The sequence below is a fragment of the Sphingomonas elodea ATCC 31461 genome (genome assembly GCF_000226955.1).
In the GTDB taxonomy this organism is placed as follows: Bacteria; Pseudomonadota; Alphaproteobacteria; order Sphingomonadales; family Sphingomonadaceae; genus Sphingomonas; species Sphingomonas elodea.
Genome location: NZ_AGFU01000016.1, coordinates 105546 through 127042, shown reverse-complemented (window position 1 = coordinate 127042; position 21497 = coordinate 105546). Strand labels below are relative to the sequence as shown.

At 64.6% G+C, this 21497-nt stretch carries 14 protein-coding genes and 1 tRNA gene; 3 read left to right on the top strand and 12 right to left on the bottom strand.

What is annotated here, in order from left to right; genetic code table 11:
- Positions 1-3: 3 nt before the first annotated feature.
- From KK7_RS0106230 to zorA, 4 genes are read right to left on the bottom strand one after another with little or no spacing between them, the layout of a single operon-like run.
- The gene (locus KK7_RS0106230) at positions 4-3234 is read right to left on the bottom strand and encodes a DEAD/DEAH box helicase (RefSeq protein ID WP_010543777.1); all 3231 of its coding nucleotides are present in this window, start codon (positions 3232-3234) and stop codon (positions 4-6) included.
- A complete protein-coding gene (locus KK7_RS0106225) occupies positions 3231-4907 on the bottom strand; it encodes an EH signature domain-containing protein (protein WP_010543776.1) in 1677 nt (558 codons plus the stop codon). The genes KK7_RS0106230 and KK7_RS0106225 overlap by 4 nt, the downstream gene beginning before the upstream one ends.
- Entirely contained in the window at positions 4904-5614 is a 711-nt protein-coding gene (locus tag KK7_RS0106220) for an OmpA/MotB family protein (RefSeq protein ID WP_010543775.1), read from the bottom strand. The genes KK7_RS0106225 and KK7_RS0106220 overlap by 4 nt, the downstream gene beginning before the upstream one ends.
- Before the next feature lie 6 nt (positions 5615-5620).
- Positions 5621-7594: an anti-phage ZorAB system protein ZorA gene (gene zorA / locus KK7_RS0106215; protein ID WP_010543774.1), complete on the bottom strand. Its 1974-nt coding sequence runs from the start codon at positions 7592-7594 to the stop codon at positions 5621-5623.
- Positions 7595-7820: 226 nt separating this feature from the next.
- Here zorA and KK7_RS20210 point away from each other — a divergent pair, with 226 nt between their 5' ends.
- The 3 genes from KK7_RS20210 to KK7_RS0106200 are packed head-to-tail and all read left to right on the top strand — an operon-like array spanning position 7821 to position 13898.
- Entirely contained in the window at positions 7821-10433 is a 2613-nt protein-coding gene (locus KK7_RS20210) for a tellurite resistance TerB family protein (protein ID WP_157999986.1), read from the top strand.
- The gene (locus tag KK7_RS0106205) at positions 10430-11713 is read left to right on the top strand and encodes an ATP-binding protein (RefSeq protein WP_010543772.1); all 1284 of its coding nucleotides are present in this window, start codon (positions 10430-10432) and stop codon (positions 11711-11713) included. The genes KK7_RS20210 and KK7_RS0106205 overlap by 4 nt, the downstream gene beginning before the upstream one ends.
- The gene (locus KK7_RS0106200; RefSeq protein ID WP_040597862.1) at positions 11694-13898 is read left to right on the top strand and encodes a DEAD/DEAH box helicase; all 2205 of its coding nucleotides are present in this window, start codon (positions 11694-11696) and stop codon (positions 13896-13898) included. The genes KK7_RS0106205 and KK7_RS0106200 overlap by 20 nt, the downstream gene beginning before the upstream one ends.
- Positions 13899-14181: 283 nt before the next feature.
- On the opposite strand, the gene KK7_RS0106195 is transcribed toward KK7_RS0106200, so the two are convergent.
- The 8 genes from KK7_RS0106195 to KK7_RS0106160 all read right to left on the bottom strand — a co-directional run bounded on the left by KK7_RS0106195 (position 14182) and on the right by KK7_RS0106160 (position 21450).
- Entirely contained in the window at positions 14182-15087 is a 906-nt protein-coding gene (locus tag KK7_RS0106195; protein WP_157999985.1) for a hypothetical protein, read from the bottom strand.
- Between the two features lie 256 nt (positions 15088-15343).
- On the bottom strand, positions 15344-16639 hold the full coding sequence (locus KK7_RS20205) for an RWP-RK domain-containing protein (protein ID WP_138983917.1): 1296 nt from the start codon (positions 16637-16639) through the stop codon (positions 15344-15346).
- Between the two features lie 406 nt (positions 16640-17045).
- Positions 17046-17121: transfer RNA gene (locus tag KK7_RS0106185), tRNA-Phe, on the bottom strand.
- Positions 17122-17152: 31 nt separating this feature from the next.
- Positions 17153-17335 carry a DNA gyrase inhibitor YacG gene (locus KK7_RS0106180; RefSeq protein ID WP_010543769.1) on the bottom strand — a complete coding sequence of 61 codons (183 nt, stop codon included), beginning with the start codon at positions 17333-17335 and terminating at the stop codon, positions 17153-17155.
- 5 nt (positions 17336-17340) lie between these two features.
- The gene (locus KK7_RS0106175; RefSeq protein WP_010543768.1) at positions 17341-18291 is read right to left on the bottom strand and encodes a ribonuclease E/G; all 951 of its coding nucleotides are present in this window, start codon (positions 18289-18291) and stop codon (positions 17341-17343) included.
- Positions 18284-18853, bottom strand: a complete 570-nt coding sequence (locus KK7_RS0106170) for a Maf family protein (protein ID WP_010543767.1) — start codon at positions 18851-18853, stop codon at positions 18284-18286. The genes KK7_RS0106175 and KK7_RS0106170 overlap by 8 nt, the downstream gene beginning before the upstream one ends.
- Positions 18854-18866: 13 nt before the next feature.
- On the bottom strand, positions 18867-19085 hold the full coding sequence (gene infA / locus KK7_RS0106165; RefSeq protein WP_003049127.1) for a translation initiation factor IF-1: 219 nt from the start codon (positions 19083-19085) through the stop codon (positions 18867-18869).
- 175 nt (positions 19086-19260) lie between these two features.
- The gene (locus KK7_RS0106160) at positions 19261-21450 is read right to left on the bottom strand and encodes a sodium-translocating pyrophosphatase (protein WP_010543766.1); all 2190 of its coding nucleotides are present in this window, start codon (positions 21448-21450) and stop codon (positions 19261-19263) included.
- Positions 21451-21497 lie beyond the last annotated feature (47 nt).

Sequence of the window (21497 nt, the reverse complement as noted above, 5' to 3'; positions counted from 1 at the left end):
CGTTCAGACGACCCTGGGTCTGAGCTCATCCACGTCGAAATCACTCAAACCTATGTCTCCACTGCCATTAAGCATGTCGCTTGCAAGCGAACGCTTTCGCTCCAGCAGCTCGTCAAGCTTCACGTCGAATGTCTTGAAATCCACCGCGGCAACCGTCGGATAGTAGACGAACACGTCTTTCGTCTGCCCTATCCGATATGCGCGATCGGTCGCCTGATCCTCCTTTGCGGGATTCCATGTGCGGGTGAAGTGGACGACGTGGTTCGCCGCCTGCATGTTCACGCCGAAGCCGACGGCGACGGGAGACAGGACGATGACGCCGAAGCCAGGGCTCTCCTGGAAGGCGCGAATGCGCTTTTGCCGGCTGTCGACGCTGCTGGCGACCGCAGACGTGTCGCCGTTGATGATGTCCACGGGGATGCCGAACGCATCTTTAACATAGTGTCGGATCAGACGTTGGATAGCCTTGAACTCGCAGAAGACGATCGCCTTCTCATCCTTCGCCCGGATGCTGTCGAGCGTGTCGATGAGCCAGTCGAGTTTCGGCGACCGCGACCTATAAATCTCGATCGGCTCAAGCGTCTCGGCGCCCCCGTCTCCCGGATCCGAGCAAAGCAGCCGAAGCCGATGCAGCAGCGCCAGGTGCCGGCCGGGGGCACCCGCGGACTGACGTCGGAAGGCCTCTATCGCGCTGACGTAGAGCCCGCGCTGGAACGCGCCCATAGGGAGCGAGCGGCTCTCCTCGTCGACCCTCTTCGACTTCAGGTCGGTCGCGACCTCAGCCTTCATTCGACGGAGGAGCTGCGGCGTGATCATGCGGCGGAGCTCCTCCACCTTCGCTCTGTCCTCGTCGTTCTTCGCCTCGATCGGGCGACGGTAGGTCGAGCCGAACTCGTTGAGGGCGCCGAGCAGTCCAGGCTGCACGAAGTCGAAGAGGCACCAGAGGTCGACCAGACTGTTTTCGACCGGGGTTCCCGTGCACGCGATGCGGAATCTGGCCTGCTGCTTCTTCGCGGCCCGGGTCATCGCCGCGTTGGGATTCTTGATCTTCTGAGCCTCGTCGCAGACCATGACGGACCATCGCTCGCGACCGAACGAGAACTCGAGATCGCGGAGCGTTTCGTAGGTCGTCAGGACGAGATCGGCGTTGCCCCGCCAATTCGGCTTGAGGAAGCGGACCAGCCCCTCCCGACGTAGCTGCTCGTCCACGGAGGTCTTGTCGACCCGGAGGTCCGCGAGGCCCTCACCATAGGCCGTGAGTATCCGAAGAGACCCGGCCTCCAGGAACTTCTCCGCCTCCTCCCGCCAGTTCTCGAGAAGCGAAAGAGGTGCGACTACGAGCGCCGGCGGCATCGCGGGGTCCTCCTCCCGCGCTCTGGCAACGAGGCTGAGAATCTGAAGCGTCTTCCCCAACCCCATGTCGTCGGCGAGCAGCGCACCGCGGCAGTGGTCGGGAGCTAGGCCGAGGAGATGCTGCATCCATGCGAGCCCATCCAGCTGGTGTGGCTTCAACTGTACCGTGGATTTTAGCGCCCGTGGAAGGCGAGGGGGGCCGGGCTCAACCGCGAGGGCCGCGAGACGCTCTTCACGGTAGTCGACCTGGCCGATGTTGCTCTTCAGGATGAGGGTGGGCTTGGGGCCCCGCCGCGGTGCGCCTGTCGGCTTGAACGTCCCCTTCTTCGCCTGCTCTCCCACCTTGGCGAAGGTCGCTGCAATGGCCTCGGCCTCGCGCACGGGAATGGGCGTTGGGCATCCATCAAGTTGAACCGAGGCCTCGCCCGCCCGCTTAGCGTTCAGGACGCCAGACCGCAGCTGCTCGGCGAGATCGTCCGTCAAAGGGAGGAAGCTCGGCTCTCCTGTCGTCGCGTCATTCCAGCCGATCATCGGCACGATGTTCTCGGGAAACCAGCTATCGCCGTCGTCACGTTTGGCGATATGCGGCGAGTAGAACGACTTCTCCTGGCCGATGCCCTCGACGCGGTCGGAGTATCCGGAGAGATCGTAAACCTCCCCGTGCTTGATCAGGCCCTTGTCGCGTCGCGTGACGGCTCGCCGAAGTGCCTCGCAGTGGAGGTGGCTGTCACCGTCCAGCTCGAACTCGTATTCATCCCATGCGAAGAGCTGGAGGCCCCGGTTGAGGTTGCGCTCCACGCCGTCCGCGAACTCGAGAGCGTCACTCTCCTCGAGCATCACCTGGCGAGTTTCGATGGCGTCGCCTGAGCCGCTCGAAATGAGCAGACCGAGCGCCCCGCTCCCGTGAGTCTCGGGCGTGATCGCCGCGAACCTCTCGAAGACGATCCCCGCTTCTTGCTTCGCGGCCTCGAATTGGCTTTCGTCCACCACTCTCGCCGCGTCCGGGCCGAGCGCCGCGATCGGGTTGAGGAGGAACGCCTCCGCCCGTTGCCCGGCGACCCGGCGGCCGGGCATCCGCTTCACCTCCCGCAGGACCGTGCCGACCTCGGGCGAGATCATGACCTGGACAATCCCGTCCGACGTGGGGAGGTCGTATCGCTCCCTCACCTGGCCGGATCGGTCGAAGGCCTCGAGCCAGTCCGCAGGAGCGCCCTCGAACCAAGGCTCGACCTCAACCAGCCCGAGTTCCCCGGAGCGGCGCAATGCGAGCTGCAGACGCTCCGGCGTGAGGACAACGGTCCGGAAGAGAAAATCGTCGAGATGAGCGCCGGCCGCCAGCGCAAGACCGCGGATCTCGCCCCAGGCTCGACGCTGCCCTGCCTCTCCCCTGTCCTCGTCGGAACGACGTGCGAAGCTCCTCACCCGCTCGACCAGACGCCACGCCGCCGGCGGCAGCAGGTTCACCTCGCCCCGGAGCTCGAGAGCGCCGCCCTTGAGGCGAGTGTCAGCCAGAATTCGGCGGTCCGCGCCGATCCAGCCGTCGATGGCCACGACGAAGTCGGGATCCGTGAGCGACTTCCGACTGACGAGACGGGGCGCTGCGCTAACCGTCGGCGGGAGACCGAGAATCTGAAGTTCCCCCGCCGCCTCCTCGTCCTCGAGAAGAACATAGAGCTGAGCCCAGCTCATGCGGTGTCCATCGCCGGTCCGCTCCGCAAGTCCCTCGTCGGCCAGCTGATCGAGGAGCGCGGCGCTGGCTGCCGCCGACGGCGCCTCCAAGCGACCTAAAGGGAAGCGGAGCCCATCTTCATCGAGCTGCGCGCGCGGTGCAGCCTCTTCGAGAACCGCGGATGACGGCTTGGTCTTGCGGCCCCAGATCATCGCCGCAGATACCAGGCGCCGCGCCGGTCCGACCAGGCGAAGCCCCGATCCACCAGCTCCTTCGACGCAGCGCTGGACCTCGGAGCGTATGCCCAGAACGTCCCGCCCTTGTCGCGGGAGTCCACCGACTTGATGCCATGCGCCGCGAGTATCGCGAACAGGCCCGCGTCGTCTCCAGACGCAGTTTGCGCAGGCGTGGATCGCCAACGAGGCGCGTAATCAGGCTCGGCCGGCCGCCGGATATTACCGGAATGAGTCGATGGTTGAGCTGGCAACGGCGGCGTCGTCCGCTTCGCGCCCAGTTCCGAGATCCGCCGCTCGATCTTCCGTTCCCAGCGCTCACCGGCGCTGTCGGTGTGGGTCATACGCGCGGCGAAGCTCGGATGCTTGAGCGCAGTTTTGTTTCCAGCGACCCATGGTTTCCGAAGATCGAAGGGCAGGCTCTCCGCGTCGAAGGCGAACATGGCGTTGCCGGTTTCGCCGAACTCAACGAACACGTGCCCGCCGATGCGCATTATGAAGGCGTTGTTGCGCGGGGATCCGCCGTTCGAGAGTTCCAGCAGTCGTCCCTTCATCGATTGGCGGAGCGCCCGGAAGTCTGGCCGCGGATCTCGATAGGCCGCGTCGCCCAGCGCGAAGTGCATGTCACTAATCTGATCCACGTAGCGCTTCCAGAAGTTGATCCTGCGCTGATCATTCACGCCATCCTCGGAAAGCAGGCTGAAGAAATCCTCGATCAGGCGGAGCTTCAGCCAGGAGGAGACCATGGATCGGGTCTCCGGACGGACCAGCGTCCACCTCGTGTCATTGCGCTCGAGCCAGGGATTGCCCCAGCGTGAAACCGACGCGTCACGGAGAGCGGGTTCGATTTCGGCGCTTTCGCACATCGAGTAGCGATCCAGCACGCGCGAGAGCGCCTCGTCGGCGAGCAGATCGTGAGCGCCGATGATGTCGAGGACCTTCGAGATCACGCTACGGAAGCGTCGGTCGTCGAAGCCGATGGCCGCTGCGATCTGCGCCTCGAATATGCGCCTTCCGATCCATGACGAGTCCCCGGCCGAGAGTTCCCGGCGGAGAACCTCGAGCGCGTCGCTCCCGCCGCCGAGAAGTTCGGCCCCGTATCTTGAGCACGGGTCGTCGCTGAGGATGTTGGCATGCTCGTCCACCGCGATGAGCCAGTCCGGCGACTGCCCGGCTCGCGCCAGCCCTGGCAAATTGTCGTTCAGGTACTCGCGGAGGCGCCGCCAGTTCCTGGCACCATGATCGCGGGCCTCGTCTGGGTCGTAGTTGATGTAGCCGTCCAGAAGCCCACGCCAGCAACGTCGGTATGGCCTCGGCATGCTGCGGAAGGCGTCGACTTCGTCCAGCAGTGGCTCGAACCTGTCGCCGTCCTCGATGAGCGGTGCATGCGTCCTGTCGCCGAGACGCGTGCCCCAACACACGAGGCGCGCGGAACGCACGTCCGCGAGCCGCCCGGTGTCCCTGAACTTCAACACCTCATCGCGGATTCGGTCTGTCGAGCCACCGGCACCGGATCCGGAGCCTCCGAGCATCGATCTCAGCGCAGTCGCCTCCCGACGGAGCGCCACGAGATCCGGCTCGGGCATGTTGCGCAGGGCGGCCGTTCCGGCGGCGTCGAGACGCTCCCGCAGCCTAGCTAGGAGCGGCGTCACAGGGCACACTTCCCGAAGTCGCCCTCGAACGCGCTCACCGCCGTCACTGCGGGCTCGTCGACGCCGAAGAATTCCAATCGGAGCTCGATCCTTCGGCTGGCGTCCAGGGACGCCTTCGCGGAGTTGGAAGAGTAGCCACCGACCAGGAAGAGCCTTCTGATCTCCTCGAGCTCCTGGCGGCTCATGGGCTGCTCGCCGGCGATCGGCGGCGCCATCAGCGCACAGAGGACCCGCTGGCTGCGCTCGAGACTCAAATTGAGGTTGTAGAGATAGCTCCCCCGTCGATCGGTGAACCCCTCCACCACGATACGCTTGAGCCAGCGACGACCGCCCTTGTCGCGGGCTATGGCGAGCACCTCGGGGACGAACGTCCTGAGCAGACGTTCCTGATCGGGATTGAGCGAGAAGCTCGAGGTATCGAACCGGGCCCGGTCGCCGAAATCGATGACCGCCCGCTGGTGGTCGACGTGGATCCCCTGCTTGCGCGCTGCTGCGTCTATCCGATCAAGCAGCTTGCTGATCTCCGTCTGCCGTTCGGCCTCGAGCCGCTCCTTCTGCGTGATGGTGCGGGTGACGGCCAGAAGCGCGACGCTCATGACCAGGAGGAACAGCACCATGAGCGCCGTCATGAGGTCCGCGAATGAGATCCAGAACGGCTTTTCGCCCTCCTCACGACCCCGCTGCCCGATTGAGATGCGCTGGAACATCTAGCGTTAGGCTGCCTGGCGTCCACCGGCCGGGAGTGCGAACTCCAGCTCCTGGATCGCCTCCTTGAGCAGGCCCGTGGCCTGGGTCATCTCCTTGTGGAACTGCCGGTTCGCCTCGACCACGGTGTTCCGCATGCCATCCGAGAACTTCTCGTGTGACGCGCCGATCACGTCCACCACCTCGTCGAGGAAGCCATCCGCCTGGACCTGGGCCGCCGCCAGCTTCTGGGCTGCCCCCTCGATCCGGCCAAGCACGTCGGCGGTAAGGGTGGCCTCTCTCGAGGCGGCCTCGACCGTCCCGCGCAGATCGGCGACCATGGTCGCGACGGCATCGCGGGCTGACCGGTAGTCCGAGATGACGGAGTCCAGACTGCGCGCGGCGCCTGCGACGCTGCCCGCCGCCTCCGTCAAGCCTGACGTGACCGTGGCAATGCGGTCGAAGCCTCCGGCAGCCTCCTTCCCCGAGGCCTCAAGCCTATTGGCGGCGGCGAGAAGCGTGTCCGCTCCGCCGGCGAGGCGCGAGAACGCGTCGCGCGTCGCTGACTGCACGCCGGCGGCCATCTCGCGAACGGCGCCGACCAATCCGTCCACGTTGGAGGCCAGCTCTCCAACCGATTCGCGCATCTGCCCGACCTGCCCGGCCGCGGCTTGAGCTCGCCGGCCATCCTCCTCGGACTGAAGGCGGGACCGCTCGGCCGACTGCCTCTCGATGGTGTTTATGGCCTCGCCCATGCGCTCGCCGAGTTCCGCGAGCATGGACTGCACGCGCTCTTGAGTCTCGGTTTGCAACTGGCCGGTCGTCGCCCGGATCTCCCCGAGAACGTTGCGGATCTCTTCGCTGATCGCAGACTGGCGCGCTTCGACGGCTTCGACTGCCTCGACAAGCTTCGCCGACATCGTATCGGACGCCCGAGTGCCGGCCGCCTCCACATTGGCGGTCAGGTCCTGCAGCCTCGATACGGCAGTCTGCATCGCGTCTATGGTCCGCTGCTGCATGTCGCCGATGCCCGAGAGCTGGCTGCCGAACAGGTTCTCAAGGCGGTCGCTGAAGCTCGCAAGGACGTCGGTGAGGAGTTTGGTCACCGCAGAGGACTGGTCCAGACTCACCTGGCCAACCGCCCCTGCGATCTGGTCGAGGGGAGCCTTGAGCGCTTCGGTCAGCGCGCCGGCGATGGTGGTCCCAAGCTCGTTCGACCGCTGGACGGTCGCCTGGATCTGCCGCTCGGCGAGGTCGGTCAGTATCTCTTTGAGGTCCGCGACGAGCGCGTCCTTGAGGATCTTCGTCTGACTGGCCGACTCTTCCGAGGAGTCGACGAGCCTCGCCAGATACTCCTCGCCCGCTCCCGCCTCATAAGTCGCGTCCACCTGATGCGCGAGATGGGCTACCTTCCGATACAAGCTGTTGAGAAGGTATTTTTCCACGAAGGTGGTGAGCATCGCGAGGATGATCGCAATCGCGGAGACCATGAAGGCTTCGCTCACCCCGTGAAGCAGGGCCGTTAGGCTGTTCCGGACGACGCTGGAATCGTCAGAAATCTGGAAGGCTCGGAGGCCAGTCAGCAGACCCGTGAACGTCCCGATGATGCCGATGCCGGTGAAGATACCTGGCAGATGCTTGAAGAACTCGGCGTGGACCCGGCTGTCGACGATCGAGTGCGGAGATATGAACATCTCGGCCGGGACCGTCGACCGGATCGCTCCTAGGGCCACCTCGCCCGTTCCGGCGTCGATCGCTTTTTGTACATGGAGCGTCTCGCGGTACTCGTTCCACAGTGCGGCTATCGCCTCGTCCGATCCGAAGCATTCGGTCAGGCTCTGGGATCCGGCTGCCCTGGTACGCTCGACCTCCTGAATTATTCTCTTCAGCGATTGGTCGAGTCTTCTCGCCGGGATGAAGAAGAATCGGACGAACCCCGCCGCCAGGCACAGCAGCACGAGCAGGACCAACGCCGGAATCACCGGCACCTCAGTGAACGACATTCGCCCCCAACTCCTTCAAACCCATTCAACCTGGCGAATCCGCTTTCCCGGACGGATCGCCCCCCATGCTGCTACATCAGAAGGAACTATTCCACGACTAACAACCCTATCGGTCAACAAATTCCATCTAATCGCGAGGGAATAGTCTGGAAATCGCATCGACTTTGGGACACGATCGGCAGACTGGGGGACTGTGATGGTGCAGAGTGGGGGTTGGCTCTCGAGAGTGGCGCGGCGTTTCGGCGAACTCATGTCCGGAACGACTGCCGACGCCGCCGCAGAGTTCGGGCCGCAGGCGTCGCTGGCCGAGAAGGTCGCCCTCCCGCAACCTGACGCTCCCTCCACACAGGGCGCTTCCACTGAGCTTCCCGACGGCGTGCGCGTCAGCGACAACGGCCGCTTCGTGGCCGGCGGTTACTCGTTCTCGACCCTCGAGCAGGCAACGCGTCATCTGGTTTCCCTGAGCCGCCCCCGCTCAGCCCTTCCCGCCTTATCACTCGCTGGCTCTGCGGCACTCGCGCCAGCGACGAAGGACAGCAACGCCAATCTTGGACCGTCGGCGTCGCATGCTGAAGCCGATCGCAACGTTCCGTCCCCGAGTGGCACTCCTAGGGATCTTCCGGAGGGCGTGCGCATGGGCGGAGACGGCCGCTTCGTGGTCGGTCAATACTCGTTCTCGACCCTGGAGCAGGCGAAGAAGCACCTTGCCTCTCTGAGCCAGCCTCGCCCCGCTCAACCGAACTTCTCCCCGGCGCCGGCGTCCGCTCCAAAGGCGTCGGCCGGCCCGCGGGCCTCCTCGCGTTGGGTCGGCCAAACAGAGGCGCTGGACGTGGGCGGGCGCTCCGTGGTCTTGGAATTCGCCTACTACGGCACGCCGACCTCCTACGAGCCGAGGCACGACAAGAGCCGGATCGACCCGTCATTGCCAATCGATCCACGCGGCGACCGCTCGGGTGCCACGCTCGGCTATTGGCCGACCTATGCCGGCCTCGATCCGAAGGCGCGTTGGACATATCTCGACTGGCTCGAGAGCGGACGTTCCGATCCGACCATACCCATCGGCTACGTATTCCTGTTCTTCTACGGATTGGAGCAACGCCTTCTCGTTGATGACGCCCGGGAGGACGTGCCGGTCCTTTTCGCCGAGGTGCGCCGTCTCTTTCAGATCTACGGCGAAAACTATTCGTTTCAGAGCTATGCCTGGAAGTTCCTCGCGCTGGCCGCGGTATATGAACCGACCGAAGGCGGCCCTCCGACCCAAGCCTCGACCCGCAACTACGAACTCGAGCTCCCACTTGATGTCAGAGTGAGGCTTGGGCGAAGGCTTCGCGACGATCAGCCGTTCGATGCAGATGACGCCCTCTCATGGGTGTTGGGGCTGCCGGACGTGTATTTGAGAACGCCCGGCCAGCGTTGCTTCGACGAGATGAGAGAGCTGTGGACGGCGAGGTTCGCCGTTCGGCATCCGGAAGGGCTGCGGGTCCGCAAACCCAAGGCACAGGTGCGCTACGAGTACAGGGCGGCCAGCGGAGCGTTTGTAACCAACCTCACGTTGGAGATCCCCGACGTGTCCAAGGTCTCAACGGCGCTCGTGCCGCTCCGGACGCTCCTCGACGCCTGCATGGAGGACCTGTCGGCATACAGCAGGCTTCTGGGCCGCGATCCAGAGGCGCGGGGCTGCTTGAGGGGTGATCTTCTGCTCCCGCAGGAGTTGAGGCCGTCGCGTCCATCTCTTGCGCGCTGCAGAGATGCGCTCGGCGTTGGAGCGCCGTCAGCCATTTCGGCAGTCGATCTGGCACGCGTCCTGGATCTTGAGGTGGAGGAAGGTTCCGACAAGCTACCCGCCGGTCTGGTGCGGCAGATGGGCGTAGCGCTAGACGCCCTCGACCTCGGTTGCGAGCCGGATCGCCGTTATGGTCCCGCAACAGTGCTCCGCCGCAACGCAATCCTTATCCTGTTCGAGGCACCTGGCGGCGGCGCGGTGGATCCGGATCGGCCTGCATACCTTGCTGCGCGCGGAATGGTGGAGGTCGCGATGCTTGCGGCCGCCTCCGATGGCGAGGTCGCGGACTCTGAAATCGATGCGATCGAACGACGTCTTCGATCTATGCCTGACCTTCAGCCGCATGAGGTGACGCGACTGCTCGCATGCGGCAGGGCGCTCGCCGCTGACCCGCCTAAGGTACGTGCCGCGTTGAAGAAGCTGGCCGACGTGCCCCCGGCGAGCAAGGCCGCCCTCGTCGCTTCTGCAATCGAGGCGGTGCTCGCCGATGGTCGGGTGCTCCCTGACGAGGTGAGGTTCCTAGAGGCGCTCCACGCCGCCTTGGACCTACCCCTGAACGCGCTCTATTCCGCCCTGCACCGGACCGGCGAGGATCACGGCCCTGTCGAGGTGTTGAGGAGCGAGCCCGAACAATTGGTACCGCTGCCCGCAGACGAGGAGCGCGCGGGTGTCTTGATCGACGCACGCAGGCTGGAACGCATCCGCGGCGAGACGACGCAGGTGTCCGCGATGCTCGCTGCGATCTTCATGGAGGATGAGCCGGATCCGCAACCCGCTGCGGCGATCCCCTCTAGACCGGAGGCGGCGCGTAGCGCCTTTGAGGGCCTGGATGCCGCCCATTCCGACCTCCTGGTCCGCCTGATGTTGGCCCCTCTGCCGAGGTCGGAGTTCGATGCGGCTGCCGCATCCCTGCGCCTGATGCCGGAAGGCGCCATCGAAACTCTCAACGAGTGGGGTTTTGACCGCTTCGGGGAGCCCGTTGTTGAGGACGATGAGAGCGTCAGCGTTCTCGCCGAGATCTTAGACCAGTTGCAGCCGATTGGAGTTCCCGCTTGACCACTATACGTCGCAAGGATCGAGATCTCATCGTGCAGGCCCTGTCAGCAGGCGTCGTCCCCCGGGTCGGGCTTCAGCACATCCAGGTCGGACGCTCGCGGGAAGTCGGAGCGCTCGTTCGCGACATCGACAGGATCGCGGATTCAGGATCCGCCGTGAGGTTCGTGATCGGAGAGTATGGAGCGGGGAAGACCTTCTTCCTCAATCTGGTACGTCTGATCGCTCTTGAGCGGAAATGCGTCACGGTCCATACCGATCTGGCGCCGGACCGCCGCCTGCATGCTACAGGGGGGCAGGCCCGCGGCCTCTACGCTGAAGCGGTGCGCAATATGGCGACGAGGACGAAGCCAGAGGGAGGCGCCCTCCCAAGCATCGTCGAGCGCTTCGTGACCGAGTGCCTGCGGGAGGCGGAGGATACGACGTCTCCTGTTGAGCGCGTTATCGACAGGCGGCTCGCGCCACTCCTCGACATGCTCGGCGGCCATGACTTCTCCACCGTGATCAAGGCCTACTGGCGCGGGCACGAGGAGGGTGACGACACGCTGAAGTCGGCCTCTCTGCGGTGGCTTCGCGCGGAGTACCCGACGAAGACGGAAGCGCGGCAGGCGGTTCAGGTTCGAAGCATCATCGACGACGCCAACATCTACGACACGTTCAAGCTGCTGTCCGCCTTCGTTCGCATCGCGGGCTACAGCGGCCTCCTCGTCGTGTTCGACGAGATGGTGAACCTCTACAAGCTGCAGAGCTCGCAGGCTCGCAACCAGAACTACGAGCAGCTCCTCCGCATCCTCAACGACGTCCTGCAGGGCAACGTCGAGGGTCTAGGGTTTGTCTTCGGCGGAACGCCGGAGTTCCTGCTAGACAGCCGACGCGGCCTTTACAGCTATCAGGCCCTTCAGTCTCGCCTCGCGGAGAACAGCTTCGCGACTGAGGGGCGCATCGACATGAGCGGTCCTGTCCTGCGCCTGCAGAGCCTGTCGCCCGAGGATCTGCTCGTCCTGCTTTCCAACATCCGGTCCGTGTTCGCGCTAGGCGATGCTACCGCCAACTTGGTTCCCGACGAGGCGCTGACGGCGTTCATGGATCACTGCAGCAAACGGATCGGCGAGGCCTACTTCCGCACGCCGAGGAACACCATCAAGGCCTTCGTGCAGTTCCTTTCGGTGCTGCAGCAGAACCCGGGAACCAGGTGGCAGGATCTCATCGGGGGCGTCGCGCCCGAGCAGGATGAACCCGACGAGTTGGACGCGGACGACGAGCTTGTTGACCTCCGTCTCTGAGGCCGGATCTTACGATCGGCTTCATCCCGAGATCCGCCGTTGGATTCGTGAGCAGGGCTGGCCCGGTCTGCGCGAGATCCAGGACATCACGATCCGCACTGTCCTGGACACTAGGGACGATGTCATCGTCATGGCCGGAACGGCTTCGGGAAAGACAGAGGCGGCCTTCCTCCCACTTCTCACCCAGACCGCCGAATCGTCGCGGCCGGGCCTCAAGCTCCTATACATCAGCCCGCTCAAGGCCCTGATCAATGACCAGTTCCGCCGGCTGGAGCTACTCTGCGAGCGCCTGTCGCTTCCACTCACGAAATGGCACGGCGATGCCCCCCAGGGTCCGAAGACGAGGCTGCTGCGCGCTCCCGCCGGCGTCGCCCTCATCACTCCGGAATCAATCGAGGCGTTGCTGCTTCGAAAGCCTGCGGACGCAGCGCGCCTCTTCTCCGGGGTCGAGGCGATCGTCGTTGATGAACTGCACGCGTTCCTCCAAGGGCCTCGCGGCCTGCACCTTGCCTCTCTGCTCCGGCGGCTTGACCTGATCTTCGTATCTCGCGCCCGGAGGATCGGACTGTCAGCGACGCTCGGCGATGCGGAGGCTGCCTGCCGATGGGTCAACTCCCAACGGCCGGGCGACGTCGCCGTGTTAAAGGCATCGACAGGCGGTCCGTCGGTCAGGTTGCAGATACGGGGCTACGAGGAGCCTCCCGAGAAGGGAGGCTCGGACGATTTTGCGGAAGACGGGGCACAGGACGCCCTGAGCAGGATAGCGGACCATATCTTCGCCACGCTTCGCGGCAGCAACAATCTCGTTTTCGCCGCGTCGAGGCGGACGGTCGAGGCTTTGGCCGATCGCCTCCGGCAGCGGTCCGAACGAGACGCCGTGCCTGAGGAGTTCTTTCCCCATCACGGCAGCCTCTCCAAGGAGTTGCGGGAGACCCTCGAGACGCGGCTCAAGACGGGTGGCCTGCCGACGACGGCCATCGCCACAACGACGCTGGAGCTTGGCATCGACCTCGGCAGCGTGAAGTCGGTTGCGCAGGTAGGGGCCCCTCGATCCCTCGCAGGCCTGAAGCAGCGGTTGGGTCGCAGCGGCCGTCGCGGAGATCCCGCCATTCTCAGGATCTACGTCCGGGAGAAGCACCTCACGGCCGATGTCGACCCGTTGGACCGGCTGCGCCTCGAGACGGCCCGCGCCGTGGCGAGTGTCCGACTCCTACAGCAGAACTGGGTCGAGCCGGCTCTGGAAGATCCGTCGCTGCCGACGGTCTCGCTGCATCAGACGCTGTCGCTGATCTCATCACGGGGGGGCGTTCGCGCCGCGGCGGCGCACAAGCTCCTCTTCGGGCAGGATAGCATTCTACGGCTCGCGCCCTCCGACTACGCCGACCTCCTGCGCGGAGCGGCCCGCGACGGTGTCGATCTGCTGGAACAGGCGCCAGACGGATTGCTTCTGCTCGGTTCAGAGGGCGAGAAGCTCGTCGACAGCCGCGACTTCTACGCGGTTTTCGCCACCGACGAGGAGTGGCGCCTTGTCGCGGGTGGCAGGCCCCTTGGCACCGTGCCGCTGACCAACGTCCTCGGAATTGGATCGCTCGTCGGGTTCGCCGGCCGGCGTTGGCGCGTTGAGGTCGTCGACGACCGGGCGAAGGTGCTCGAGGTTGTCCCGCACAGATCGGGAAAGCTGCCCCGCTTCGACAGGCCCGCGAACGAGCCGCTGCACGACCGCCTGACGGCGATGACGCTGGAGGTGTTCCTCGATGACGACCGGCCCGCGTTCCTCGACGCGGCAGGAGGCGAGTTCCTGGACCAGGGGCGCGCCGCGTTCCGCGAGTTGGGCCTGCAACGGCGCAATGTCATCGAGACCGGGGCCGATACCCACCTCCTGACCTGGCATGGCACCGCGGTGAACTCCCTGCTCTCGATCGTCCTCATGAGCGCTGGTATCGATGCCGAGGCGCACGATGTCGGCGTAACGGCCGTCGGCATCTCTGCCCCGGAATTGAAGCAGCTCCTCGGCTCGCTGCCGGAGTGCCCGGCGATCGATGATCTTGCCTCATTCGTTGTCGGTCTGAGGTCCGCCAAGCTTGACGACTTCATCGACGAGGATCTCCTAAGGAGATTTTGGGCCCGCAGGAACGAGAAAAACCGCCTGTCCGTCACAAACATTCTCACCGATATTCGGATATAAGGACAATAGAATTTATAGATTGGGACATTGGCAGACGGAATCGATTGTCGCCCGCCTTAGCTCGAGGCCTTCCTCACGAACTGGTGAGCCGGAGACGCGCTGATGCACGCTGTATTATTCGCGAACAAGGCCATGTTACAGCGTTGACCGTACGATCATGCCAAGAGCCCAGCTATAAACCTATCCGGCAATCCGTCGCCACTCGCCTGAGCAGGTGCTGGTCGGGCGCCTCAAGATTCGCACGTGCGGGAGCGAAGGTAGGGGACGGGGGGTGGGATGGCGACTAATAGGGCGCGTGGACGCGCGCCGGATGATAATGCCCGACGATGCATCTGCCGGGGAGGTCTTGGGCAATGCTAAGCGCGGATCCCGCGCCTGCGCTGAGCGCGTGGCAAGGAAGGTTGGCGAGCTCGCAAAAGAGATACTCGATGACCATGCCAGCGAATTCACCCAGCGTATGCGGCCGCATCATCGACATAGGTATGTCGCACACGAACATGGTCGGGCGGCCGATCGACTTAAGCGCCTGACGCGTTTCCCATTCGCCGATCGTGCGCATGCCGAGACAATAGAGATACTCGCTTCCATAAACGAGATAGTGCCCGGATCCGCCGATGCGCGTGATTAGGCTGCGCTCTTCTGCCGCAAAGTAGAGCCGGCCCGGCCGCCCGCCGCTGGTATTGCGCGCGTCGACGTCATCGATCGCATCCTTCAGCCTCGCTTCGTTGCCGAGAGGATATTGGCCGTTCAAGAATATCGCGCGCGCACGGTTCTCGATCTCATCGGGCCGAAGATACCGCAGGCCATGGCTATAGAACGGGCCCACGTCATTGGTCCTGGTCCCGTGGCCTGCCCGGAACGCGCGATATTCATTGGCGAACCGGTCAACGACCAGTTCTTTCATGTTCACGATGCGACCGGTCACCTCATAGACGATCTCGTCGAGCCAGCTCAGATCGTCTGAAAAGACGGATTCCGGCGGGTCGCCGATGAAAGCATCTTTCACCTCAGCAGTGACCAGGTCTTCGAGCATGTGCCAGATCCGATCCCGCCAGCTGTCGACCAACGGTAGGCAGAATACATCGTCCGGTGGAGGCGTCCGCTTTGCGAGGTCCTCAGGTATCTCGCGACCTTCGTTGCCGAGCACCATCGGGCCGGCGTACCTACAGCTCGACCAAATATAGATCATGTCGGCGAGGATATACCTTCGAGAACAGAAACGCCAGTTCTAGGCGCTTTCATAAGTTTTGCGCGGAAAGTCGAGCGACAGCTTACGGCCATCTTAGAGCGCAATCCAATGCCTAGTCGGGGAAGTGCTGAACGTAGGCTTTGGGGCAAAGCTGCTGACCTGCTCCCCGTTTTCAGGCCACTATTAGCTCAGCGGGGCATCGTTTCGGGAATGTCTAAGGCCAAAATGCCAAGCAAGCAGAATGGACCTCTACCTTCTATGGCGTTTGATAGCGCTCCGAATGAGCAGACTCACTATATCGAGGCCGATAAATTTCAGTGGGAGTCTTCCAGTTTTGTAGATAGTCTAGTGGGTTCTGACTGCCTATCAACTCTCTGGCGAGCCGGAGGCGCTCTAGCACGATGTGCTTGGCGTCGGCGGGTAGTCCTAGAGCCTGCTGCTTAGCTTCAGAGAAGAACATCTCCATTTCCATTACCCGCCCCCAGCGCTGGATAGCGGTATGCAAAGTGGCAAGGCTTTCTTCTCGAGATTTTGCAACTTTTCGCTCGTCCTCTTGGCGGCACCATTTCTCCTGTTCCTCCAGCCATTCTCGATGCCGAATTTCTGCCTGGCGCGCGGCTTCCCGAGTCATTTCCATCAGCCTACCTCGTTGCGATAAGACGGCTTTGGCAATTGACGCAGCAGTGAGAGAATCTGGCTGCTTTTCGGATTCCTGCCAACTCTGCGACCAATCTACTGCGGCGTCTGCGGCATAGGCGACTATTCGAAACCGACCTGAGGGCACGTCCTTGAACGTGGTCCAGCTGTATGCGCGGGAGCGCTCCACGCGTGCGGCAAGCTCAGGACTGTCCCTGACATACCCGTCCTTTACGTGGCGCATTTTCACCCGCTCGGTCATCTCGAGGACAATCAGACCGATGGTGACGGCACCAGCTTGCACGAGGGTGAGTCGATCGGGCCGCCATGGCTGCGGATACGGGTCGTACCTATCCCCCTTTGCAGGGGCTTCTCGGGGGTCGATACGCAGGCGGCGAGCGGCTGAGTTAAGGCCGCTGAGGGTCACGCGGTGACCGGCGTCCTCGAATGCAGTGTACAGAGCATTCGCGAGCAGCAATGCGCGATCGAGCATGTCGGACGACGCTTGAATGTCGGGCAGAGCGCGCTTGAATGGACGTAGGAAGCCGTCTTCCTTGGTCGGGCGGGTATTGAGGAAATCTGCCTTCCTGCCACGAACGAGGGAATGCATGGTTGGGGGCGCACGATGCGCTGAGATCGCCTTCTTTCGAGGCGCTCGTGGTCGCGACGGTGCCTTGGGGAGAGCTAAATCCTCCTCGGTCCACGCCACAAGCTGCCCTTCTGCTGGTGGCGGTAGTGGCGGTGCTGGATCGGCCTTGCCGAGCTCAAGCCTCGCCCAGTGACCCTGTGGTGGCCTCGGTACTCCCAGCTCGGCGCAGATCTGTACCAGCTTGCTGTATGATATACCGAGCTGCTCAGAGGCTTTTGTAAGCGGCTTCGACCATACGAGGCGATAAAGTTCCTCACGCGTGACCATGCGCTGCTCCGTCCAAGATCGATCTTCGCTGGTGAGCGCAACGATCGCTGCGACGGTAGTCTCCCGTCGTGAATATGACCGAGGTGTTCTACTGCCGCTTCCGATCGGTCCAGCGACCGGGACGCCAAGATGGGCTTCGTCACGATCTTGGCGGTCAAAGGAGGTGACGGACCGCTCAGACGGGTGCGAACGAACCTCAGGAGCCTGATACCGGGCGTTTCGCAGATTTTCTTGCCATCTCAGCACGCCTTCCCGACGCTTTTCCCCATATGTCGTCATTACGCGAATTATCGGGAAAATGGCTTATTCCCGTGGGTTGCGAGGATGTCACCACATATGGGAGCGGACTTCACCTCTTATGGGCGAAGCGACACCTAGGTAAGTTACTGATTTTGCCGGGAAGAAATGGTGCCCGGGGACGGAGTCGAACCGCCGACACTGCGATTTTCAGTCGCATGCTCTACCAACTGAGCTACCCGGGCACACCGGCGGAGCCGCCGGGGAGCGCGCCTGTTAGTCGGGGAATTCGTGGCTGTCCAGCCCCGAATGCACATTTGTTTCGGCCGGCTCGCCGGGGACGCGATAGCCTTCGCCCAGCCATTGCAGCAGGTCGCGATCCTTGCAGCCGCGGCTGCAGAAGGGCTTGAAGTCGGCGGTGCCGGGCTTGCCGCAGATCGGGCAGGCGTCGCGGGGCATGCGGGTCACTCCTTGGGGGTCACGAACCGGACCGCGCCGCCCATGCGGCGGGCGAGCGTCTCGGTCCAGTCGGGCTCGCGCGCCAGGCGGCGGGCGATTCGGGTATCGACCATATGGGTGGCCGGCACCGGCGGGGGAAGGCGTTCCAGCCGGCGCAGCTCGGCGCGGGTCGCGGCGCCCACCGGATCGGCGTGCAGCAGCTCAGGGACCGAGGGGCGGGTGCGGCGGCGGACGATCTGGAGGAAGCCGAAGCCGTTCACCGCGGTGCGCTCGAAGGGCTGGGGCAGCGCCGCGTCGATCGCCTCGGCAACGGCGTTGCGCGCCGCCTTGCTGCTCAGCGTCGGGAAGTCGATGCCGATCGAGCCGCCGATGCCGAATCGCTCGATCGCCCGGGCGACGGCGTGGGCGGCTGCGATCGACAGCGGCTCCAGCGGGCCGGCGCCGTCGACATCGAACAGGGTCATGGCGGGGGTGGGCGACATGCGCAGCGCGCCGCCAGGAAAGGCGATCTCGCCGGTATAGGCTTCGTCGAGCAGCTCGGACCAGCCGGCCGCTTCCAGCGTATCGGCCTCGTGGGGGCGGAGCTTGCGCACCGGATGGTCGCTGGCGATGATGCGGGCGAGCAGGTCCGGACCGTCGCCCAAGGTGGCCTCGGGCGGCGCGGGGACGGCCTTGGGGAGCTTGGCGCGGCCGGGTTCGGGGATCGCCTCGCGGACGATCTTCACGCGCAGCGCCGCGCCTTGCGTGATGCCCTTGGGGAGGGGATCGCACAGCGCCTCGCCGCCCTGGTCGAGCGTCACCTTGCCGGTGGACTTGTCCACGAGCCGTGCCGCGCAGATCGCGCCGACCTGGGGACGGGTGCCAGCGAGCTCGATCCGCGCCTTCCAGATCACCCCGCGCGAAACGAGGGCGGCGCGGTTCTCGCCGATCCCCGCCTCGTACAGCCACTCAGCCAAGGGGATAGCCGGCGCCGGCCAGCAGCGCGCGCGCCTCGAACACCGGCAGGCCGACCACGCCGGAATGGCTGCCGGAGAGGAAGCGCACGAACGCCTCGGCCTTGCCCTGGATGGCATAGCCGCCCGCCTTGCCCATGCCTTCGCCGCTGGCGACGTACCAGTCGATATCGGCGTCGCTGAGGCGCTTGAAGGCGACGACGGTGTCGGACACGCGGGTGCGTGCCCGGCCGTCCGCGCCGATCACGCAGAGCGCCGAGAGGCAATGGTGGCGGCGGCCGGAGAGCAGCGCGAGCATGCGGCGCAGATCGGCTTCGTCGGCGGGTTTGCCGAGGATGCGGCGGCCGACGGCGATGGTGGTGTCGCCGGCAAGGACGATCTCGTCCTCGGCACGCGTCACCGCATGCGCCTTGGCGGTGGCGACGCGCAGCACATAGGGTCGCGGCAGCTCGCCGGGGTGGACATCTTCGTCCACATCGGGCGCAGCGACGCGATCGGGCGCGGCGCCGATCCGGGTGAGCAGATCGAGCCGTCGCGGCGAGGTGGAAGCGAGCACGAGCCGCATGGGCGGCACCCGCTTACTTGAAGCGGTAGGTGATGCGGCCCTTGGTCAGGTCGTACGGGGTCAGCTCGACGAGCACCTCGTCGCCGACCAGCACGCGGATGCGGTTCTTGCGCATCTTGCCGGCGGTGTGGCCGAGAATCTCATGATCGTTCTCGAGCCGGACGCGGAACATGGCGTTGGGGAGAAGCTCCACAACCTGTCCACGCATTTCAAGCAGTTCTTCTTTGGCCAAAAAATGCCTCTCAGGAATTAGCGCGCGTAAAAGTGCGTCGCCCTTACAGCGCTGGAAGGAAAAAGGGAAGGCGGCGCGGCACGGGCGCGCGTCTTCCTTCGGGATGTGGGGATTTGAGAGCGGCAGGGCAAGCTACAGAAACTTCTCCCCTGCGCAGCAGGGGAGAAGTTGTTGGTCAGTGCACGCCGCCGCCTGCAAGCGCTGCGAGCAGCAGCAGGGCGACGATGTTGGTGATCTTGATCATCGGGTTCACCGCCGGCCCCGCCGTATCCTTGTACGGATCGCCCACCGTGTCGCCGGTGACCGCGGCCTTGTGGGCGTCGCTGCCCTTGCCGCCGTAATTGCCGTCCTCGATATACTTCTTGGCATTGTCCCAGGCGCCGCCGCCGCTGGTCATCGAGATGGCGACGAACAGCCCGGAGACGATCACGCCCAGCAGCATCGCGCCCACGGTGGCGAAACCCTGTTCCTTGCCCGCCACCGCGGCGATCAGGAAATAGACGAGAATCGGGCTCAGCACCGGCAGCAGCGAGGGGACGATCATCTCGCGGATCGCCGCCTTGGTGACGATGTCCACCGTGCGGGCATAGTTGGGCCGGCTGGTGCCCGCCATGATGCCCGGATTGTCGCGGAACTGCGCGCGGACGTCCTCCACCACCGATCCGGCGGCGCGGCCCACCGCGGTCATGCCGAACGCGCCGAACAGATAGGGAAGCAGCGCGCCGAGCAAGAGACCCACGATGATGTATGGGTTGGAGAGCGAGAAGTTGACCGGCCCCGTCAACCCGAGTGCGTCGTGATAATGGTCGAGGTCGGTGGTGTAGGCGCCGAACAGCACCAGCGCCGCCAGTGCTGCCGAGCCGATCGCATAGCCCTTGGTCACCGCCTTGGTGGTGTTGCCCACCGCGTCGAGCGCGTCGGTCTTGTGGCGGACCTCGTCGGGCAGGCCTGCCATCTCGGCGATGCCGCCGGCATTGTCGGTCACCGGGCCATAGGCGTCGAGCGCGACCACCATGCCGGCCAGCGCCAGCAGCGAGGTCGCGGCGAACGCCACGCCGAGGATGCCGGCGATCTGGTAGGTGGCGATCACCGCGACGACGATCACCAGCGTCGGCAGCGCGGTCGATTCGAGGCTGATCGCGAGGCCCTGGATGACGTTGGTGCCATGGCCGGTAACCGAGGCCTTGGCGATCGACTTGACCGGGCGGAAATTGGTGCCGGTGTAATATTCGGTGATCCACACGAGCAGCCCGGTGACGATCAGGCCGATCATCATGCACCAGAACAGGCCCATGCCGGTGACGTTCGGCATCGCGGCGGCCGCCGCCACGGCTTCGGCCGAGAGCGCGCTGCCGTCGAGCAGCGCCGAGGGCTCGCCGAGCGCCGAAATCGCTTCCTGCATCCGCCCGCCCAGCACATAATAAGTGGCGCCGTAGATCGCCGGGACCGAGAGGATCACGGTGGTCCAGAAGCCCTTGTAGAGCGCGCCCATGATCGACTGGTTGGCGCCCAGCCGCACCATATAGGTGCCGAGGATCGAGGTGAGGATGCACACGCCGCCGACCAGCAACGGCAGCGCCATCAGCCGGGTGAGCAGCACGGTATCGATCCCGCGCAGCAGCAGCGCGATCGTCACCATGGTGAGGCCCAGCGTGACGACATAGGTTTCGAACAGATCGGCGGCCATGCCGGCGCAGTCGCCGACATTGTCGCCGACGTTATCCGCGATGACGGCCGGGTTGCGGGGATCGTCCTCCGGAATACCCGCTTCGACCTTGCCGACGAGATCGGCGCCGACGTCCGCCGCCTTGGTGAAGATGCCGCCCCCCAACCGCGCGAAGATCGAGATCAGCGAGGCGCCGAAAGCGAGCGTCGAGAGGGTGAGCACGACCAGGCGATCGTTCGGCGCATGGTGCGCCACCTCCACCAGATACCAGAACAGCACCGCGATCGAGAGCAAGCCCAGGCCCGCCACCAGCATGCCGGTGATAGCACCCGAGCGGAAGGCGAGGGTGAGCCCGCCCTGCAGGCTGCCGCGCGCCGCCTCGGCCGTACGCACGTTCGCGCGGACCGAGATGTTCATGCCGACAAAGCCGGCCACGCCGGACAGGATCGCGCCGATCAGGAAGCCGACGGTGGGGATGGGCCCCAGCGTGAAGAACAGGACGATGGCGACGAGCACGCCGACCACGGCGATGGTGCGATATTGCCGCCCCAGATAGGCCTTGGCCCCTTCCTGGATGGCGGCGGCGATGTCCTGCATCTTGGCGTTGCCGGCCGGTGCGCGCAGCACCTGCTGGCTGGTGAAGAACCCATAGGCCACGGCGATCAGGCCGCAGACGATGGCGAAATAGACGATCGTCATAGAGTGACATCCTCCCCTGCAATTGCGGGTCGCGGCGCGCGCCGGAT

What these genes read in the sequence shown, in the direction of transcription:
- KK7_RS0106230 (WP_010543777.1), bottom strand. Translation starts at nt 3,234, where the DNA reads ATGATCTGGGGCCGCAAGACCAAGCCGTCATCCGCGGTTCTCGAAGAG.
- KK7_RS0106220 (WP_010543775.1), bottom strand. Translation starts at nt 5,614, where the DNA reads ATGTTCCAGCGCATCTCAATCGGGCAGCGGGGTCGTGAGGAGGGCGAA.
- zorA (WP_010543774.1), bottom strand. Translation starts at nt 7,594, where the DNA reads ATGTCGTTCACTGAGGTGCCGGTGATTCCGGCGTTGGTCCTGCTCGTG.
- KK7_RS0106195 (WP_157999985.1), bottom strand. Translation starts at nt 15,087, where the DNA reads ATGATCTATATTTGGTCGAGCTGTAGGTACGCCGGCCCGATGGTGCTC.
- KK7_RS20205 (WP_138983917.1), bottom strand. Translation starts at nt 16,639, where the DNA reads ATGGTCACGCGTGAGGAACTTTATCGCCTCGTATGGTCGAAGCCGCTT.
- KK7_RS0106180 (WP_010543769.1), bottom strand. Translation starts at nt 17,335, where the DNA reads ATGCCCCGCGACGCCTGCCCGATCTGCGGCAAGCCCGGCACCGCCGAC.
- KK7_RS0106170 (WP_010543767.1), bottom strand. Translation starts at nt 18,853, where the DNA reads ATGCGGCTCGTGCTCGCTTCCACCTCGCCGCGACGGCTCGATCTGCTC.
- KK7_RS0106160 (WP_010543766.1), bottom strand. Translation starts at nt 21,450, where the DNA reads ATGACGATCGTCTATTTCGCCATCGTCTGCGGCCTGATCGCCGTGGCC.